Source organism: Massilia endophytica, from assembly GCF_021165955.1.
In the GTDB taxonomy this organism is placed as follows: domain Bacteria; phylum Pseudomonadota; class Gammaproteobacteria; order Burkholderiales; family Burkholderiaceae_D; genus Rugamonas; species Rugamonas endophytica.
In genome coordinates, this window is record NZ_CP088952.1 from 3,801,869 (window position 1) to 3,817,691 (window position 15,823).

Annotated in this window: 16 protein-coding genes; 8 read left to right on the forward strand and 8 right to left on the reverse strand. The window is 65.4% G+C overall.

Annotated features, from left to right (window positions below; translation table 11 throughout):
* Positions 1 to 37: 37 nt before the first annotated feature.
* On the forward strand, positions 38 to 997 hold the full coding sequence (locus LSQ66_RS17385) for an endonuclease/exonuclease/phosphatase family protein (protein WP_231766446.1): 960 nt from the start codon (positions 38 to 40) through the stop codon (positions 995 to 997).
* Here the strand turns inward: LSQ66_RS17385 and LSQ66_RS17390 are convergent.
* From LSQ66_RS17390 to LSQ66_RS17420, 7 genes are all read right to left on the reverse strand, one after another.
* The gene (locus tag LSQ66_RS17390) at positions 994 to 3,447 is read right to left on the reverse strand and encodes a sensor domain-containing protein (RefSeq protein WP_231766447.1); all 2,454 of its coding nucleotides are present in this window, start codon (positions 3,445 to 3,447) and stop codon (positions 994 to 996) included. The genes LSQ66_RS17385 and LSQ66_RS17390 overlap by 4 nt on opposite strands.
* 84 nt (positions 3,448 to 3,531) lie before the next feature.
* Complete coding sequence (locus LSQ66_RS17395) at positions 3,532 to 3,714, reverse strand: hypothetical protein (protein WP_231766448.1); 183 nt, start codon at positions 3,712 to 3,714, stop codon at positions 3,532 to 3,534.
* 54 nt (positions 3,715 to 3,768) lie between these two features.
* Positions 3,769 to 4,671 carry a site-specific tyrosine recombinase XerD gene (gene xerD, locus LSQ66_RS17400; protein ID WP_231766449.1) on the reverse strand — a complete coding sequence of 301 codons (903 nt, stop codon included), beginning with the start codon at positions 4,669 to 4,671 and terminating at the stop codon, positions 3,769 to 3,771.
* Entirely contained in the window at positions 4,647 to 5,171 is a 525-nt protein-coding gene (locus LSQ66_RS17405; RefSeq protein ID WP_231766450.1) for a methylated-DNA--[protein]-cysteine S-methyltransferase, read from the reverse strand. The genes xerD and LSQ66_RS17405 overlap by 25 nt, the downstream gene beginning before the upstream one ends.
* A gap of 358 nt (positions 5,172 to 5,529) precedes the next feature.
* Positions 5,530 to 6,810, reverse strand: coding sequence for a TRAP transporter large permease (locus tag LSQ66_RS17410; RefSeq protein ID WP_231766451.1), 1,281 nt, complete (start codon positions 6,808 to 6,810; stop codon positions 5,530 to 5,532).
* Positions 6,807 to 7,376 (reverse strand): TRAP transporter small permease, encoded by a 570-nt coding sequence (locus LSQ66_RS17415; RefSeq protein WP_231766452.1) that lies wholly within the window; start codon positions 7,374 to 7,376, stop codon positions 6,807 to 6,809. Before LSQ66_RS17415 ends, LSQ66_RS17410 begins: the two co-directional genes overlap by 4 nt.
* Positions 7,377 to 7,449: 73 nt before the next feature.
* Positions 7,450 to 8,442 carry a TRAP transporter substrate-binding protein gene (locus LSQ66_RS17420; protein WP_231766453.1) on the reverse strand — a complete coding sequence of 331 codons (993 nt, stop codon included), beginning with the start codon at positions 8,440 to 8,442 and terminating at the stop codon, positions 7,450 to 7,452.
* 122 nt (positions 8,443 to 8,564) lie between these two features.
* Here LSQ66_RS17420 and LSQ66_RS17425 point away from each other — a divergent pair, with 122 nt between their 5' ends.
* Genes LSQ66_RS17425 through LSQ66_RS17445 form a run of 5 tightly spaced genes read left to right on the forward strand, consistent with a single transcriptional unit; the run spans position 8,565 to position 12,917 of the window.
* Positions 8,565 to 10,571, forward strand: coding sequence for a sensor histidine kinase (locus LSQ66_RS17425; protein ID WP_231766454.1), 2,007 nt, complete (start codon positions 8,565 to 8,567; stop codon positions 10,569 to 10,571).
* 14 nt (positions 10,572 to 10,585) lie between these two features.
* Positions 10,586 to 11,173, forward strand: a complete 588-nt coding sequence (locus tag LSQ66_RS17430; RefSeq protein ID WP_231766455.1) for a response regulator transcription factor — start codon at positions 10,586 to 10,588, stop codon at positions 11,171 to 11,173.
* A gap of 8 nt (positions 11,174 to 11,181) precedes the next feature.
* A complete protein-coding gene (locus LSQ66_RS17435; protein ID WP_231766456.1) occupies positions 11,182 to 11,556 on the forward strand; it encodes a DUF3052 family protein in 375 nt (124 codons plus the stop codon).
* A gap of 33 nt (positions 11,557 to 11,589) precedes the next feature.
* Complete coding sequence (locus LSQ66_RS17440) at positions 11,590 to 12,060, forward strand: MarR family winged helix-turn-helix transcriptional regulator (RefSeq protein WP_231766457.1); 471 nt, start codon at positions 11,590 to 11,592, stop codon at positions 12,058 to 12,060.
* 8 nt (positions 12,061 to 12,068) lie between these two features.
* On the forward strand, positions 12,069 to 12,917 hold the full coding sequence (locus LSQ66_RS17445; protein ID WP_231766458.1) for a CPBP family intramembrane glutamic endopeptidase: 849 nt from the start codon (positions 12,069 to 12,071) through the stop codon (positions 12,915 to 12,917).
* Here LSQ66_RS17445 and queG read toward each other — a convergent pair.
* Positions 12,870 to 13,961, reverse strand: coding sequence for a tRNA epoxyqueuosine(34) reductase QueG (queG, locus tag LSQ66_RS17450; RefSeq protein ID WP_231766459.1), 1,092 nt, complete (start codon positions 13,959 to 13,961; stop codon positions 12,870 to 12,872). The genes LSQ66_RS17445 and queG overlap by 48 nt on opposite strands.
* 40 nt (positions 13,962 to 14,001) lie before the next feature.
* Between queG and tsaE the strand changes: the two genes are divergently transcribed.
* Together tsaE and LSQ66_RS17460 are read left to right on the forward strand one after the other, a co-directional pair.
* Positions 14,002 to 14,487, forward strand: a complete 486-nt coding sequence (tsaE, locus tag LSQ66_RS17455; RefSeq protein WP_231766460.1) for a tRNA (adenosine(37)-N6)-threonylcarbamoyltransferase complex ATPase subunit type 1 TsaE — start codon at positions 14,002 to 14,004, stop codon at positions 14,485 to 14,487.
* Positions 14,451 to 15,812: an N-acetylmuramoyl-L-alanine amidase gene (locus LSQ66_RS17460; protein ID WP_231766461.1), complete on the forward strand. Its 1,362-nt coding sequence runs from the start codon at positions 14,451 to 14,453 to the stop codon at positions 15,810 to 15,812. The genes tsaE and LSQ66_RS17460 overlap by 37 nt, the downstream gene beginning before the upstream one ends.
* Positions 15,813 to 15,823: the final 11 nt, after the last annotated feature.

Consider the following 15,823-nt stretch of genomic DNA (forward strand, 5'->3'; position numbering starts at 1 on the left):
CGTGATACGCTAATCGTATATAAAGGAGTTTCTCATTATGCAGCAAGAAATTCGCTTTGCCACCTTCAATGTCTGCAACCTCGCCCCGGCGGGCGCGAAATTGTACGACAACCTGCTGCCCCTGAGCGAGGCGGAGTACGAGGCCAAGGCGAATTGGACCGCGCAGCAGATCGACGAGCTGGATGCGGACGTCATCGGCTTCCAGGAGATCTTTTCCCAGGCCGCGCTGCTGGACGTGCTCTCCCGCACCCGCAAATACCGCGAGGCGACCCATGCGGGCTTCGATCCCGATCCCCACGCGGACCGCCTCACGCCCAATGTGGCCCTGGTATCGCGCCTGCCGCTGGCGGCCGAACCGGCGGTCTACGCCAATTTCCCGGAAGACGTGCCCTGCGACTCGGGCAACCCGGACTCGGACCGCTTCGCCCGCGCGCCCCTGCACGCCCAGGTGGCCCTGCCCGGAGGGCGCGTGGTGGATGTGGTGGTGGTGCACCTGAAATCGCGCCGCCCCGACTACCGCAACGGCGACAACGGCGAAGACCCGCTGGTGTACGCCATGGCCAGCCTGCGTTCCCTGGTCTGGCGCGGCACCGAGGCTGTAGCGCTGCGCGTTTTGCTGAGCAAGATGATGCGCGAATCGCGCCGTCCCTGCATCGTGCTCGGGGACTTCAACGACACGGCCGATGCAGTCACCACCACCATCGTCCTGGGCAACGGCAATATGCAGGGAGGCGAGGAGCGGCGCGGCCGCCTTTACGACTCGCACCAGATCCAGCTGCGGCAGGACCGCCTGCGCAATGTGGGCTACACCAGCATCCACGAAGGCCACTACTCCACCATCGACCATGTGCTGGTATCGGAGGAATTCAACCGGGAGTCGCCGCGCGCCATCGGCGAGGTGGTGGACGTGAACTACTTCAACGACCACCTGCAGCAGGAAAGGCCGGAAGCTTCCGACCACGGGCAGGTGCTGGTGCGCCTGCGCCTCTACAGCTAGTGGAGCAGGCGTGACAGGCCGCTGGCCTGCACCTGGCGGTCGGCGTAGTGGCCCTGGTACTGGTCGCAGTCGTGGCGGCGCAGGAACTCCAGCTGCTCGGCGGTCTCCACCCCTTCCGCAATCACCTTCATGTGCATGCTGCGCGCCATCGCGATGATGGTGCGGATGGCCGTGGCGTCGCCGCCGTTGCGCATGAAGGCCTGGGCGATCTTCAGCTTGTCGATGGGGTAGTCCTTCAGCTGGTCCAGGCGCGAATAGCCGGTGCCGAAATCGTCGATGGAAAGCCGGATGCCGAGGCCGCGCAGTGCGGACAGCGTATCGGCCACCGTGTGCCCGCCCTTCATGATCAGGCCTTCCGTCAGCTCCAGCTCCAGGTAGTGCGGCTGCAGGCCTGACTCCGACAGCGCCTCGCGCACCGTGCGCGCCAGGTCCTTGTGCATGAACTGCGCCAGCGAGAGGTTCACCGCCACCACCAGCGGATGCCCGGCATCGTGCCAGCCCCGCGCGCGGCGGCAGGCGCGGCGCAGCACCCAGCTCCCTATGCCCTGCATCAGGCCCGCCTCTTCCGCGATGGCGATGAAGCGCTCCGGCAGCAGCAGGCCCAGTTCGGGGTGGCGCCAGCGGATCAGGGCCTCCACGCCGATCAGCGCCCCGCTGCGGATATCGAGCTCCGGCTGGAACACCAGCTCGAACTGCTGCTCCTCCAGCGCGCGCCGCAGCCCGTTCTCGAAGCTGGTGCGCTCCACGATGCGCTCGTTCATTTCGCCGCTGAAGAACTGGAAGTTGTTACGCCCGCCCTGCTTGGCGTGGTACATGGCGGTATCGGCGTTCTTGATGAGGGTATCGATGTCGTCGCCGTCGCTGGGGTAGATCGCCACGCCGATGGAGGTGGAGATATTGAGCTCGTGCTCGCCCAGATGATAGGGCTGGGTGATGGCATGGCGCACCGTTTCGGCCACGTGGGCCGCATGGTCGATGCCGCCGATGTCGGCCAGGATGATCACGAATTCGTCCCCGCCCTGGCGGCTCACGGTGTCCACCTTGCGCACGCATTTGAGCAGGCGGGCCGCCACCTCCTTGAGCAGCAGGTCGCCCACCTGGTGGCCGAGGGTGTCGTTGATCTCCTTGAAGCGGTCCAGGTCCAGGAAAAGGATGGCCAGCATGGTGCTGTTGCGGCGGGCGGCAGTGAGGGCGAGGCTCAGGCGGTCCAGCAGCAGCACGCGGTTGGGCAGGTCGGTAAGGAAGTCGTGTTCCGCGAGGTGGCGGGTGTGCTCCTCCGAACGCTTGCGCTCCGTGATGTCCGACAGGATGCCCATATAGTTGCTGATCCGGTCGTGGCTGTCGCGGATCGCCGTCAGCGCCAGCCAGGCGGGAAACAGCTCGCCGCTGCGGCGGCGCGCCCAGATCTCGCCCTGCCAGTGGTCGGTGGCGTCGATCTGGTTCCATATCTCGCGGTAGAAGGACTCGTCCTCCCCGCCCGAGCGGTACACGCTCAGGGGCTCGCCCACCATTTCGTCCGCCGTGCAGCCCGTGATCTCCGTATAGGCGCGGTTGATGGCGATGATGCGGCGGTTCCGGTCGCTGAGCAGGATGGCGTCGCGGCTGTTCTCGAAGACCTGGGCCGCCAGATACAGCGCGCGCTCGGCATTCTTGCGCGAGGAGATATCGCGCACCACCACGTAGAACAGGTGCTCGTGGTTCAGGGTGATCGCCGTCAGCAGCACCTCGCCCCAGAACAGGTTGCCGTCGCAATCGAGATAGCGCCAGTCGAAGCGGCAGTTGCCCTGCTCGTGCGCCTGCTTTTCCAGCTGCGCCAGCGCGGGCGCGGAGAGGCCGCCGGCCGGCTGCTGCAGGGGCGAAAAATCGGCCAGCCCCCTGCCCTGCAGGCGCGTGACCTCGGGGCACTTGAACAGGCGCAGGGCCGAAGGGTTGGCGTCCTCGATCAGGCCATTGCGCAGCAGGAGAATGGCGTCGCCCGAGCGCAGGAACATCTGGCGGAAATTGGCGCCCGCCGCGAGCAGGGCGCTTTCCTCGCGCTTGCGGGCGGTGACGTCGACGTCCATGCAGAAAATCTGCTTGACGGCGCCATCCTGGAAAATGGGCACGCGGGTGGAATAGAGCCAGACGTCGCTGCCGCTCAAGGTGTGCACCAGCCAGTCGCCGGAGGGGCTGGGACGCCCGCTGCGCCAGACTTCGGCCACCACGGCCTCGTACTCGGCCTGGCGTTCGCCATAGGAGAGCAGCTGCCGCACGGGCAGGCCGATGGCCTCCTGGGGACTGAGGCCGCACAATTCGGCGCAGCTGCGGTTGCAGAAGCGCACCACGCCTGCGCTGTCGACGCTGTGGACCGCGACCAGCGGCGCCGATTCGATGGCCGCCACCATGCGGCCGATCATTTCACGCGCGGCGTAGGTGGGCAGTTCGGCGACATGGTAATCGGACGGGTTCATGCCCCCATTCTTGCCGCCCGCGCCCGCGTTCCGATTGAGTTCGCGCAAGCCTTGCCGCGCTAAACCGGGTTTGTTTGACGCGCGCTAGACGGCCCCGTCCGCCTCCATGGGGCTCGCTTCCGGGGTCTCGAAGCCCGCCTCGTCGGCCTGCTGTTCGCCGGCCGGCCGGTGCTTGGCCTCCAGCTTGCGCCTGGCCTTCTCCTCCGCCTTGCGCTTCTTCTCCAGCTCGCGCTGGCGCTTTTCGTACTGGAAATTCGTCTTTGCCATGATCGCGCCCCCTTTCCGTACCATTATGCCGGAGCTTCAGCTTCGCAGATTTTTTCAGCCGCGCGGATGATGTACCGCATGCAGCTGCTTCAGGCGCTCGCGCGCAACGTGCGTATAGATCTGGGTGGTGGAAATATCGGCGTGGCCAAGCAGGAGCTGCACCACGCGCAGGTCGGCGCCATGGTTCAATAAATGGGTGGCGAAGGCGTGGCGCAGGGTGTGGGGCGAGAGCGGCCCGTCGATGCCCGCCCTGGCCGCGCATTTTTTGACGATGACCCAGAACATCTGCCGCGTCATCGGCCCGCCCCTGCCCGTGATGAAGAGGGCATCGTCCTGCTGGCCGTTGAGGATGGCGCCGCGCGCCTCCTTCACATAGCGCTCGATCCAGTGCCGCGCCTGGGCGCCGAAGGGCACGAGCCGGGTCTTGGAGCCCTTGCCGGTAATGCGCAGCACCCCGTCGTTCAGGCTCAGTTCCAGGGATTTCAGGGCCACCAGCTCGGACACCCGCAAGCCGCTCGCGTACATCAGCTCCAGCATGGTGCGGTCGCGCACGCCCAGCGGCTCGCGTACGTCGGGAGCAGAGAGCAGCGCCTCCACCTGCGCTTCGCTCAATGTATGGACGAAGCGTGCGGGCTGCTTGGCGGAGATGAGCTTGAGGCAGGGATCTTCCGCGATGCGCCGCTGGCGCAGCGCCAGCTGGTAGAAGCGCTTGAGCACGGAGCGGCGGCGGTTGGCGGAACTGGGCTTGCTCTCCGGGTGCCGCGCAGAGAAATAGGCATGGATGTCGGCCGCGCTGACCGCATGCAGGTCCGCCACCTCCGGCCGCACGGTCTCCAGCCAGTGCGCGAAAAGGCGCATGTCGCGCCGGTAGGCGTCCAGGGAGTTCTTCGACAGGCCGTCCTCCAGCCACAGGCTGTCGCAGAACTCGTCGATCAGAGCAAGGTTGCCTGCTGCCATGCGTATTCGCGGTGTCCTTCGTGCGCCAGCAGCCAGCGCTTGACGCTGAGGGTGAAGCCGGTCTGGTTGTCGTCGCCCGCGAAGCCGCCCAGGCCCTGGGTGCCGGTCACACGGTGGCAGGGCACCACCAGCGGGAAGGCGTTCGCCCGGCAGGCCTGGCCGACGGCGCGCGCCACGGAGCCCAGGTGCTTCGCCAGCTCGCCATAGGTGCGCACCTGGCCGCGCGGAATGCTGCAGAGCTCGTCCCACACCCTGCGCTGGTACTCGCTGCCGACGCGGGCCAGCGGCAGGTCGAAGGGGAAGTCGGCATCCGCGCAGTAGCGCAGCACCTGCTCGGCGGCGCGCTCGGCGACGGGGTCGGTGGGGGCCTTCTCGCCGGCGCTGGCGGGAAGATAGAACATTTCCGTCACCAGCCCGCCTGCCGTGCGCACGCCCACGGCGCCAAAGGGGGCATGGACGATGGCGGAAAAAATATCTTGCGCCTGTTGTATTTTGGACACGCTTGCACTCCTGATACCTGTGGCAACGATGCTACACCACCGCCCCCGCACAGGCAAAAAAAAACGCACCGTCCGGTGCGTTTTGAATTATTACTTGGCGCGGCCCCGGTCGTTTGGTCCCGTCCCGGCAGCTTGTGGCCGCCGCTGGACGGTGATGCCAACAACATCGTTGGGCCGCGGGTCTCCTCGATTTATCCGCGGTATGGCTACCGTTTTCTTATTTGCACTCCCCACTAAATTCCGTGTCCTTGCTACTTTGGTGCATAAGCTTATTTGTTGCACCAATCAGGAGCGGATGAATCATAACTGATCCTTTTCCGTTTTTCTCCTGTTTCTTTCAAGGAAGTAAAAATTTAGTTTACGAGTAAATCAAGTTGGGCAGCCACAGCGAAATTTGTGGTACGTAGGTCACCAGCAGCAGGAAGCCGAGCATGGTGAGCAGCCACGGCATCACTGCCACGGTCAGCTCGGAAATGCCCATCTTCGTGATGCCCGAGGCCACATACAGGTTCAGGCCCACCGGCGGGTGGCACATGCCCACTTCCATGTTCACCACGATCAGGATGCCGAAGTGGATCGGGTCGATGCCCAGCGCCACGGCCACCGGGAACAGGATGGGCGCCATGATCAGCACGATCGAGGACGGTTCCATCACATTGCCCGCCAACAGCAGCAGCACGTTCACCACCAGCAGGAAGGTCACGGTGCCCAGGCCCTGGCCGGTCAGCCAGGTCGCCATGGCCTGCGGGATCTGCTCGCTCGTCATGAGGAAGGAGAACAGCACGGCGTTGGTGATGATGTACAGCAGCATGGCCGACATCGACGCCGAATCCAGCAGCACCTTGCCCACCTGCTTGAGCTTCAGGTCCTTGTAGACGAAGACGGCGATGATGAAGGCGTAGACCGCCGCCATGGCCGCCGCTTCCGTCGGCGTAAACATGCCGGTATAGATGCCGCCCATCACGATCACGATCAGGAACAGGCCCCAGGCGCTGCGGCGGAAGGCTGTGAAGCGCTCGCCCCAGGTGGCCTTCGGCAGGCGCGGGTAGTTGTGCTTCTTCGCCAGCACCCAGGTGGTCAGGCCCAGCAGGAAGGCCAGCATAATGCCCGGCACCACGCCTGCCATGAAGAGCTTGCCCACGGAGGTGTTGGTGGTCACCGAATACATCACCATCACGATGGACGGCGGGATCAGGATGCCCAGCGCGCCCGAGGTGGTGATGACGCCCGCGCCGAAGCGCTTCGGATAGCCCTGCTTGACCATGGCCGGCAGGATGATGGAGCCGATCGCCACCACGGTGGCCGGGCTGGAGCCCGACACCGCCGCGAACAGGGCGCAGGCGAGCACGCCCGCCAGCGCCAGGCCGCCGTGCCAGTGGCCCACGCAGGAGCTGGCGAAGTTGATCATGCGCCGCGCCACGCCGCCGTGGGTGAGCAGGTTGCCCGCCAAAATGAAGAAGGGGATCGCCATGATCTCGAACTTCTCGATGCCGGTGAACAGCTTCAGGGCCACCGACTCGATGGGCACCTGGGTCATGGTGAAGAGGAAGGTCAGCACCGTCAGGCCGAGCGAGATGGAGATCGGCATGCCGGTCAGCATCAGCGCCAGCAGGAGGACGAAGATAATCAGCGCGTTCATGCTTTGGCTCCTTTTTCGGCAGCCAGCTCTTCGTCCAGGCCTTCAACGTGGGAATGGTCGTGCTTCGGCAGTTCGCCGGTGCGGATAAAGGCCACCATCACCTGCAGGAAACGGAAGCACATCAGATAGGAACCGAGCGGCACGGCGAGGTACACCAGCCACATCGGCATTTCCAGGTCGGCCGAGGTCTGGTCGGTATGGGCGATTTCCCACACGAAGCTCGCGCCCAGGGTGCCGACAATGCCGGTAAACAGGGCGCCCGCCAGCAGGCCGAAGATGATGAACTTGTTGCGCCATTTGTCGTCCATGCGGTTGATCAGCACGTCGACCCCGACGTGGATGCCGGTGCGCACGCCATAGGCCGCGCCGAACTTGGCCATCCACACGAACATGTAGATGCACAGCTCCTGCGCCCAGCTCGTGTTGATCTGGATGAGTTCGTCCTGCAGCCAGGGAATGGGCAGGCCGGACAGGTAGCGGTGCACCACCGCCATGAAGATGATGAGAGTGGCTGCGCCCATGAGGGTCGCAATGAGCCACTCTTCCAGGTGGTCCAGGAATTTCATGATGTTCTTTCAGGAGAAAGAGTTGGGGATGTTAAAACGGGACGGCAGAACACCGTCCCGTGGGTGAGGCGAATTACTTCGCGCCTTCCTTGTTGATCGCGTTGATCAGGTCGGCGCCGATACGGCTTTCCATCTGCTTGTGCACGGGCAGCAGGGCCTTGCGCCATGCGGCCTGGTCTTGAGCGCTCAGGGTGTAGAACTCAGTCTTGCCGGCCTTCTTCATGGCGTCCAGGGCCATGTCGTTGTCGCGCTGGGCGATCGCCTTCTCGTAGGTGGTGGCTTCACGCATTGCGCCTTCCAGGGCGGTGCGGATATCGGCCGGCAGGCCGTCCCAGAACTTCTTGTTCACGATGACTGCATAGCCCAGGTAGCCGTGGTTCGACACCGTGGCGTACTTCTGCACTTCGTGCATTTTCTGGGTGTACATGTTCGACGGCGGGTTCTCGGTGCCGTCCACCACGCCGGTCTGCAGCGCCTGGTAGACCTCGGAGAAGGCCAGCACCTGCGGGTTGGCGCCCAGGGCGCGCATCTGCGCGTCCAGCACCTTGGAGGACTGGATGCGCATCTTCAGGCCCTTGAAGTCGGCCGGCTGCTTCAGCGGCTTGTTGGCCGACATGATCTTGAAGCCGTTGTCCCAGTAGGCCAGGCCGGTGATGCCCTTGCTTTCCAGTTTCTTCAGCAGGCCCTTGCCGATGGGGCCTTCGGTCACGTTGTACAGCGCGGTCTTGTTCGGGAAGGCGTACGGCAGGTCGAATACTTCGAACTCCTTCACGCCCAGCGGACCGAACTTGGCCAGCGACGGGGCCAGCATCTGGACGGCGCCCAGCTGCAGGGCTTCCAGCTCTTCCTTGTCCTTGTACAGCTGGCTGTTCGGGTAGACCTCGACCTTCACGCGGCCGTTGGTGGCTTTCTCGGCCAGCTGCTTGAAGCGCTCGGCGGCCTGGCCTTTCGGCGTGTCCGTCGCCACAACGTGGCTGAACTTGATGACGATGGGCGCCTGGGCGAAGGCGTTGGTGGTGAGGCAGGCGGCCGCGCTCAGCGCGACCAGGATGGTCTTCAGCTTCATGAGTGTCCCCAAAATAAAGATGGATTATTATTCTTGCCATACCATTGTGGACAAAGCCATGTTGCGGGACAACTGTGGAAAACCACAATACCTCCCGATGGCGGATTCGTTACCCTCAGCCAATGACCAAGCAGCCCCTTCTTACCCGTCCGCGCTTCCCCGCCCCGCTGCGCTGGCTGCTGCCCATCGTGCTGGTGCTGTTTTTCCTGGCCATCCTGATCTGGCTGCCCTGGCAGGCGCGCCAGATGGAAAGCAGCGAGCGCCAGGAGCAGTTGATTGCCGATACCCTGTGGGTGGAACAGACCATCCGCTTCCAGATGGGACGGCATGAGGAAGACGTGCGCAGCCTGGCCAACGAGATCCTGTCCGGCCAGCTGCAGGACCGGAAGCTGCACGTGCGCATGGAGAGCATGCTCAAGATCGGCCCCGAACTGAAGCGGCTGATGTGGGTGACGCCGGAAGGCAAGGTGATCGCCTCCAGCGACGCCGTGCTGCCCGTGCTGGCGGGCCTCTCGCCCGGATCGCTGGCGGCGGCCGAGCGCGCGGTGCGCAGCCACAACCCCGTCTACAGCCAGCCGGACGCCGAGTCGCGCAATCCGGCGGGCGCGCCGGGGGCCGTCACCATGGACTACCACTATCCCCTGTTCCGCGGCGCGGACTATATCGGCAGCCTGGTCGCCACCTATCAGCTGAGCACCATCCTGGAAGAGATGGTGCCGTGGTGGTTCGCCCAGGACAACCAGATCACCCTCCTCGACCGCGACGACAAGGTGCTGGCGCGGCGCACCGCCGCCGGTCCCGGCCACGGCGTGTATACCCACAAGCGGGGGCTGGACCTGCCCGGCGCCTCCATTACCCTCATGACGGACAGCGTGAAGAGCGAGCCGAAGCTGCTGCCCAACCTCCTGGTGGGTTCCGTGATCGCGCTCTCCCTCGGCCTGCTCTGGAGCCTGCTGGCCCTGTGGGGCCACATCTCGCGCCGCCTTGCCGCCGAAAACGCCCTGCGCCAGCAGATGGCCTTCCGCACGGCGATGGAGAACTCCCTGGTCACCGGCCTGCGCGCGCGCGACCTCGAAGGGCGCATCACCTACGTCAATCCCGCCTTCTGCCAGATGGTGGGCTACCCCGAGGAAGAGCTGGTGGGCCGCTCGCCGCCCATGCCCTACTGGGCGCCGGAAGTGATGGCCGAATACCAGCACCGCCTGGCCAATGTGCTGGCCGGGACGGTGACGCCGCAGTTCGAAACCATTTTCCAGCGCCCGGACGGCACGCGTATTCCCGTGCTGATCTTCGAGGCGCCGCTGGTGGACAACGAAGGCCGCCACACGGGCTGGATGGGTTCCATCCTCGACATCTCGGACCGCAAGCGCATCGAGGAACTGAACCGCGAGCACCAGGAAAAGCTGCAGGCCAGCGCGCGCCTGGCGACGATGGGCGAGATCGCCTCCATGCTCGCGCATGAACTGAACCAGCCCCTGGCCGCCATTTCCAGCTACACCACGGGCGCCCTGAATGTGCTGACGCGGGCAGGCGGCAACGGCCAGTCCGTGGACGCGGGCATGCTCAAGCCCGCGCTGGAACAGGCAGGCGCCCAGGCGCGCCGCGCGGGCCAGATCATCCGCAGCGTGCACGAATTCGTGAAGAAGCGCGAGGCGGAGCGGCAGGACGTGGCCGTGGCGTCGATGCTGGACAGCATACGCGCCCTGATCGAGCTGCAGGCCCACCAGCACCAGGTGAGCCTGCAGACCGCCATTCCGCCTACCCTGCCCCTGGTGCGCGCCGACCGCATGATGATCGAGCAGGTGCTGCTCAACCTCACGCGCAACGGCATCGAAGCCATGGCCAACCTGCCGCCGTCGCGGCGCGTGCTGCGCGTCGAGGCGGAGCGCGATGCGGCGTCCGGCATGGTGGCGGTCTCCGTCATCGACCAGGGACACGGCATTCCGGCCGAAGTGGCCGAGCGCCTGTTCTCGCCCTTCTTCTCGACCAAGGCCGAAGGCATGGGCATGGGGCTCAACATCTGCCGCACCGCCATCGAATTCCATGGCGGCACACTCACGCACCGCGACAATCCGCAAGGCGGTACTATATTCACATTCACGCTGCCGGCATCCGGCGCCAACGCATAAGACGGAGACAAACCATGCTGCATATCGTGGACGATGAAGAAGTGGTGCGCGACTCGCTCTCGTGGCTGGCCTCCTCGCGCTCCATCGCCGCCACCAGCTACGAGCGCGCGGCGCATTTCCTGGCCTATGTGGAGGCGGGCCAGTTCGATCCGCAAGGCGACTGCGTTCTGCTCGACGTGCGCATGCCGGACATGAACGGCGTGGCCGTCTTCGACCAGCTGGCGGCGCGCGGCCTGACGCAGCGCCTGCCCGTGATCTTCCTCACCGGCCATGGGGATGTGCCCATGGCTGTGGATACCCTGAAGCGCGGCGCCTTCGACTTCTTCGAGAAGCCCTTCAACGACAACGAGCTGATGGACCGCGTGCAGGAAGGCCTGGAGAAATCGAAGCACGCTTCCGCCTCGGCCGCCGTGCATGCGCGCCTGGCCACGCTCTCGACCCGCGAGCGCGAAGTGCTCGACCTGATCCTGGCGGGCAAGATGAACAAGGTGGTGGCGGACGAACTGGGCATCAGCATGCGCACCGTCGAAGTCCACCGCGCCCACATCTTCGACAAGATGCAGGTCAAAACCGCCGTCGAACTCGCCGGCCTGCTGAAATAGGTGCCCACTTGAGTGAAAAAACTGTCGCAGACAAACTCTTTGCGGCCAAGGCGAAGGCCATTGCCGTCATCAATGCCGGGGCGGCGAATGCCGGGCTGGTGGCGCAGCTGCCGCAGGAGAAGCTGGCCGCCAAGGGCGCGGCGGACCTGATCCTGCTCTTTGCCGACAGCGAGGCCGAGCTCGAACGGGAGCTGCCGAAGGCGAAGACGCGGCTGGAACCGAAAGGCGCCCTGTGGGTGTGCTACGTGAAGGGCACCTCGAAACTGCACACCGGCCTTCACCGCGACCGCATCAATGCCTATGCCGAGAGCATCGGCCTTACCGCCGTTGCCATGATCTCCATCGACCAGGACTGGTCCGCCCTCCGCCTCAAAATTAGTTAAGCGCTTATGTAATTATGTGCTAGCATGGGGTCCATGAAACCTGGACTCGGCACTCAATTGCGCCATCTGATCGAACTGCTGGACGGCGCCGTGGGCGAAGCCTACGACGCGGCGGGACTCGACTACCGCCCCCGCTACACCCCTGTCATGCGCGCCCTCGCCGAGGGCAGGCCGCTGACGCTCGGCCAGATCGCCGAACGCGCCCGCATTACCCAGCCCGCCGCCACGCAGACGGTGAATCTCATGCTGAAGGCCGACCTGGTCGTCAGCACGCCCGGCACGCTGGACGCGCGCCAGAAGCTGGTGAGCCTCAGCCCCCACGGCAAGGCCATGCTGCCCAAGCTCCAGCGCTGCTGGGCCGCCACCAAGGGCGCAGCCGACTCGCTGGACGCCGACATGTCCCATCCCCTTTCCGAGGCGCTGGCCGAAGCCATTGCGGCCCTGGAGCAGCAGCCTTTCGGCGAGCGTATCCGCGCCGCCATGACCGCGAATAAAAAACGATAAGGAGAATCATGGACACTTCCATCGCCGCCAGTCCCGCTCCGCTGCGCAAGCGGCTGCTCGCCAATCCCGTCGTCCGCATCCTGCTCGCCGCGCTGGCTTCGCTGGGCACGATGGCGCTGGTGCTCCTGCTGTCGGAACTTGTGCCGAAGCCCATGCGCACCGCCTGGCCCGTGCTGCTGGCCGCCGTGGGCTGCATGCTGGGCTACCGCTTCTACGTGCGCAAGGTGGAACAGCGCGCGCCGCTGGAGGCGTCCGGGCCCGGCGTGCTGCACGAGCTGGGCGCGGGCATCGGTATCGGCGCCGCCCTGGCCATCGGCGTGGCGGGCGTGCTCCTGCTGTGCGGCGCCATGCAGGTGCAGGGCGTGGGCGACTGGCGCGCCATCCTCAAGCCGCTGCCCGAACAGGTGCTGGTGGCGACGTTCGAAGAGCTGGTGTTCCGCGCTATCCTGTTCCGCATCGCCGAACAATATTGGGGCCTGCGCACGGCCGTCATATCCAACGTGCTGCTCTTCGCCCTGGCCCACGTGCCGAACGAGCATGTGACCGTGCTGGCCATCGTCGCCACGGCGGTGGCGGGTGCGGGGCTGCTGGCCGTTTATCTCGTCACGCGGCGCGTGTGGATCGCCATCGGCATGCACTTCGCGTGGAACTATCTGTTCGATGCCTTCCTGACCGTGCCGGTGTCGGGCCATCCTGCACGCGGCTGGATACAGGTAGTCCCTGCCGGTCCCGAATGGCTGAGCGGCGGCGCCTATGGCGTGGAAGGTTCGCTGGTGACGGTACTGGCCTGGGGCGCGGCGGCTTACGTGCTAGGCCGCGTGGCGCGCCAGCGCCCACAGAACGTGCTCGCGCACTAGCTCAGAAGGATGCCCGCGGCGCGCCTCCAGCGCCGCGACAATCGCCGCATCGCCGCGCGCGCCAAGCGCGGCGGCATTCCCCAGCCCCACCGCAAGATTGCGCAGCCAGCGCTCATGGCCGATGCGCCGGATCGGGCTTCCCTCCATGCGGCGGTTGAACTCCTCCTCGCTCCAGCCGAACAGCTCCACCATGCCCGCCGTGCCAAGGCCATGGCGCTCGTCGAAATCCGGCAGGGTGGCGCGCTGGGCGAACTTGTTCCAGGGGCAGGCGGTCTGGCAATCGTCGCAGCCGTAGACCCGGTTCCCGATCAGTGGCCGCAGCTCCTCCGGTATCGCGCCTTTGAGCTCGATGGTGAGATAGGAGATGCAGCGCCGCGCATCCAGCCTGCCCGGGCCCAGAATGGCCTGGGTAGGGCAGACATCAATGCAGGCGGAGCACTGGCCGCAGTGCGCTTCCGTGGATTCGTCCACCGGCAGCGGCAGGTCAACGAGAATCTCGCCCATGAAGAACATGGACCCGGCGCTGCGGTTGATGAGCAGCGTGTGCTTGCCGCGCCAGCCCAGCCCCGATTTTTCGGCCAGCGGCAGCTCCATCACCGGCGCGGAATCCGTGAACACGCGGTAGCCGAATTCGCCCGTGGCGGCGCGGATGCGGTCCGCCAGCTGCTGCAGGCGGGCGCGCAGCACCTTGTGGTAGTCGCGGCCCCGTGCGTAGACGGAGATCACGGCGGCCGAGGGATCGGCCAGGCGCGCGCGTTCGCGTTCGCGCCAATCCTCGTCCAGCGATGCGGGCAGATAGTTCATGCGCGCCGTGATGACGCGCACCGTGCCCGGCACCAGCTCGGCGGGCCGCGCGCGCTTCATGCCGTGGCTTGCCATATAATCCATCTCGCCGTGCATGCCCGCGTCGAGCCAGGCCTGCAGGCCCGCTTCGGCGGCCGACAGGTCGATATCCGCGATCCGCACTTCCGCAAAGCCGAGTTCTCGCCCCCATGCCTTGATGGCATCGGCAAGTTCGGCAAGCTGGGAGGTGGAGAGGGACATCGGCACGGCATCAACAGGATTCAGGCAGCCATTTTATTCGATGCAGCACTTCACAGCCCACCTTCGCGACGAACAGGCCACCAGCGCACTGGGCGCCGCCCTCGCCCGCGCGCTTGCGCCCGGCCTCGTCATCTACCTGCACGGGGACCTCGGCGCGGGCAAGACCGCCCTCACCCGCGCACTGATCCAGGCCGCGGGACATCGCGGCAATGTCAAAAGCCCAACCTATACGCTCTCCGAACCCTACCGCGTGCAGCTGGAGGGGACAGCCGTGGACATCATCCACTACGACCTGTACCGCATGAGCAGCCCGGAGGAGTTCCTGGACGCGGGCTTCCGCGAGGATTTCAATGGTCACAACATCTGCATCGTGGAATGGCCGCAAAAGGGAGAACCGGTGCTGCCGAAGGCCGATATCGACATTTTCCTGACGATTTCGGGCGCGGGACGTGATGTAGAATTGCATGCGTCCTCAGCTATAGGTCAGTCATGCCTGCAACGCCTCCAATTCCAGCCGAACCCATAGCCCGCCGCCGCCGCACCGTGCTCAAGGCGGGCGGCACGCTGCTGCTTTCCGTCTTCGCGCCGCTGCCTGCGCGCGCCGCCCAGATCCTTGCCGTGCGCGTCTGGCCCGCCGAGGATTACACCCGCGTCACGCTGGAAAACGATTCGGACCTGAAGGCCACCCACTTCATCGTGAAGGACCCGGAGCGCCTGGTGGTGGACATCGAAGGCCTGGAGCTCAATCCCACGCTGAAAACGCTGGTTGCCAAGATCCAGTCCAACGACCCCTACATCCAGCAGGTGCGCGTGGGGCAGAACCGCCCGAACGTGGTGCGCCTCGTGTTCGACCTGAAGGCGGAGATCAAGCCGCAGGTGTTCACGCTGCCGCCGGTAGGCGTGTACAAGCACCGCCTGATCTTCGACCTCTATCCGGTGCAGGAGATCGACCCCATCGCGGCCATGATCGAAAAGGGCGAATGGTCGAAGGACGGCACGCCCGTGGGCCAGGAGCCCGCGCCGAAAGACGTGCTGCCCCTGCCGGACAACAAGATCGCCTCGCCCGGCGTGCCGTCCGAAGCGGCGCCGCGTCCGGATATTCCGCAGAAGACTGAACCCAAGGTTCCGGCCCGCAAGCTCACGCGCATGCTGACCATTGCGCTGGACCCCGGCCATGGCGGCGAGGACCCGGGCGCCATCGGCGCGCGGGGCAGCCGCGAGAAGGACATCGTGCTGGCCATTGCCAAGCGCCTGAAGTTCAAGATTGAAGAGCACCCGAACATGCGCGTGATGCTCACGCGCGACGGCGACTTCTTCGTGCCCCTCCCCCAGCGCGTGGAGAAGGCGCGCAAGGTGGACGCGGACCTTTTCGTGTCCATCCACGCGGACGCCTTCGTGCAGCCCAGCGCGCGCGGCGCCTCCGTCTTCGTGCTGTCCGAGAAGGGCGCCAGCTCCTCCGCCGCGCGCTGGCTGGCGAACAAGGAGAACACGGCCGACCTGATCGGCGGCGCCAATACCCGGGCTGCCGACAAGCACTTGGCCAGCGTGCTGTTCGACCTTTCCACCACCGCCCAGATCAACGACAGCCTGAAAGTGGGCAAGGCCGTGCTGACGGAAATCGGCGGCATCGCCAAGCTGCACAAGGGCTCCGTCGAACAGGCGGGCTTCGTGGTGCTGAAGGCGCCCGATATTCCGTCCATCCTGGTCGAAACGGCCTTTATTTCGAACCCGGAAGAAGAGGCGCGCCTGCTGGACAACGGCTACCAGGACCAGATTGCGGACGCCATCGTGAAAGGCATCCGCCGCTACTTCGCCAAGAACCCGCCGCTGGCCAAGAACCGCCTGACATAACAAGGAAAGAC

What these genes read in the sequence shown, in the direction of transcription:
- LSQ66_RS17410 (WP_231766451.1), bottom strand. Translation starts at nt 6,810, where the DNA reads ATGAACGCGCTGATTATCTTCGTCCTCCTGCTGGCGCTGATGCTGACC.
- LSQ66_RS17385 (WP_231766446.1), top strand. Translation starts at nt 38, where the DNA reads ATGCAGCAAGAAATTCGCTTTGCCACCTTCAATGTCTGCAACCTCGCC.
- LSQ66_RS17425 (WP_231766454.1), top strand. Translation starts at nt 8,565, where the DNA reads ATGACCAAGCAGCCCCTTCTTACCCGTCCGCGCTTCCCCGCCCCGCTG.
- LSQ66_RS17440 (WP_231766457.1), top strand. Translation starts at nt 11,590, where the DNA reads ATGAAACCTGGACTCGGCACTCAATTGCGCCATCTGATCGAACTGCTG.
- tsaE (WP_231766460.1), top strand. Translation starts at nt 14,002, where the DNA reads ATGCAGCACTTCACAGCCCACCTTCGCGACGAACAGGCCACCAGCGCA.
- LSQ66_RS17460 (WP_231766461.1), top strand. Translation starts at nt 14,451, where the DNA reads ATGCCTGCAACGCCTCCAATTCCAGCCGAACCCATAGCCCGCCGCCGC.
- LSQ66_RS17395 (WP_231766448.1), bottom strand. Translation starts at nt 3,714, where the DNA reads ATGGCAAAGACGAATTTCCAGTACGAAAAGCGCCAGCGCGAGCTGGAG.
- xerD (WP_231766449.1), bottom strand. Translation starts at nt 4,671, where the DNA reads ATGGCAGCAGGCAACCTTGCTCTGATCGACGAGTTCTGCGACAGCCTG.
- LSQ66_RS17430 (WP_231766455.1), top strand. Translation starts at nt 10,586, where the DNA reads ATGCTGCATATCGTGGACGATGAAGAAGTGGTGCGCGACTCGCTCTCG.
- LSQ66_RS17445 (WP_231766458.1), top strand. Translation starts at nt 12,069, where the DNA reads ATGGACACTTCCATCGCCGCCAGTCCCGCTCCGCTGCGCAAGCGGCTG.
- LSQ66_RS17415 (WP_231766452.1), bottom strand. Translation starts at nt 7,376, where the DNA reads ATGAAATTCCTGGACCACCTGGAAGAGTGGCTCATTGCGACCCTCATG.
- queG (WP_231766459.1), bottom strand. Translation starts at nt 13,961, where the DNA reads ATGTCCCTCTCCACCTCCCAGCTTGCCGAACTTGCCGATGCCATCAAG.
- LSQ66_RS17390 (WP_231766447.1), bottom strand. Translation starts at nt 3,447, where the DNA reads ATGAACCCGTCCGATTACCATGTCGCCGAACTGCCCACCTACGCCGCG.
- LSQ66_RS17420 (WP_231766453.1), bottom strand. Translation starts at nt 8,442, where the DNA reads ATGAAGCTGAAGACCATCCTGGTCGCGCTGAGCGCGGCCGCCTGCCTC.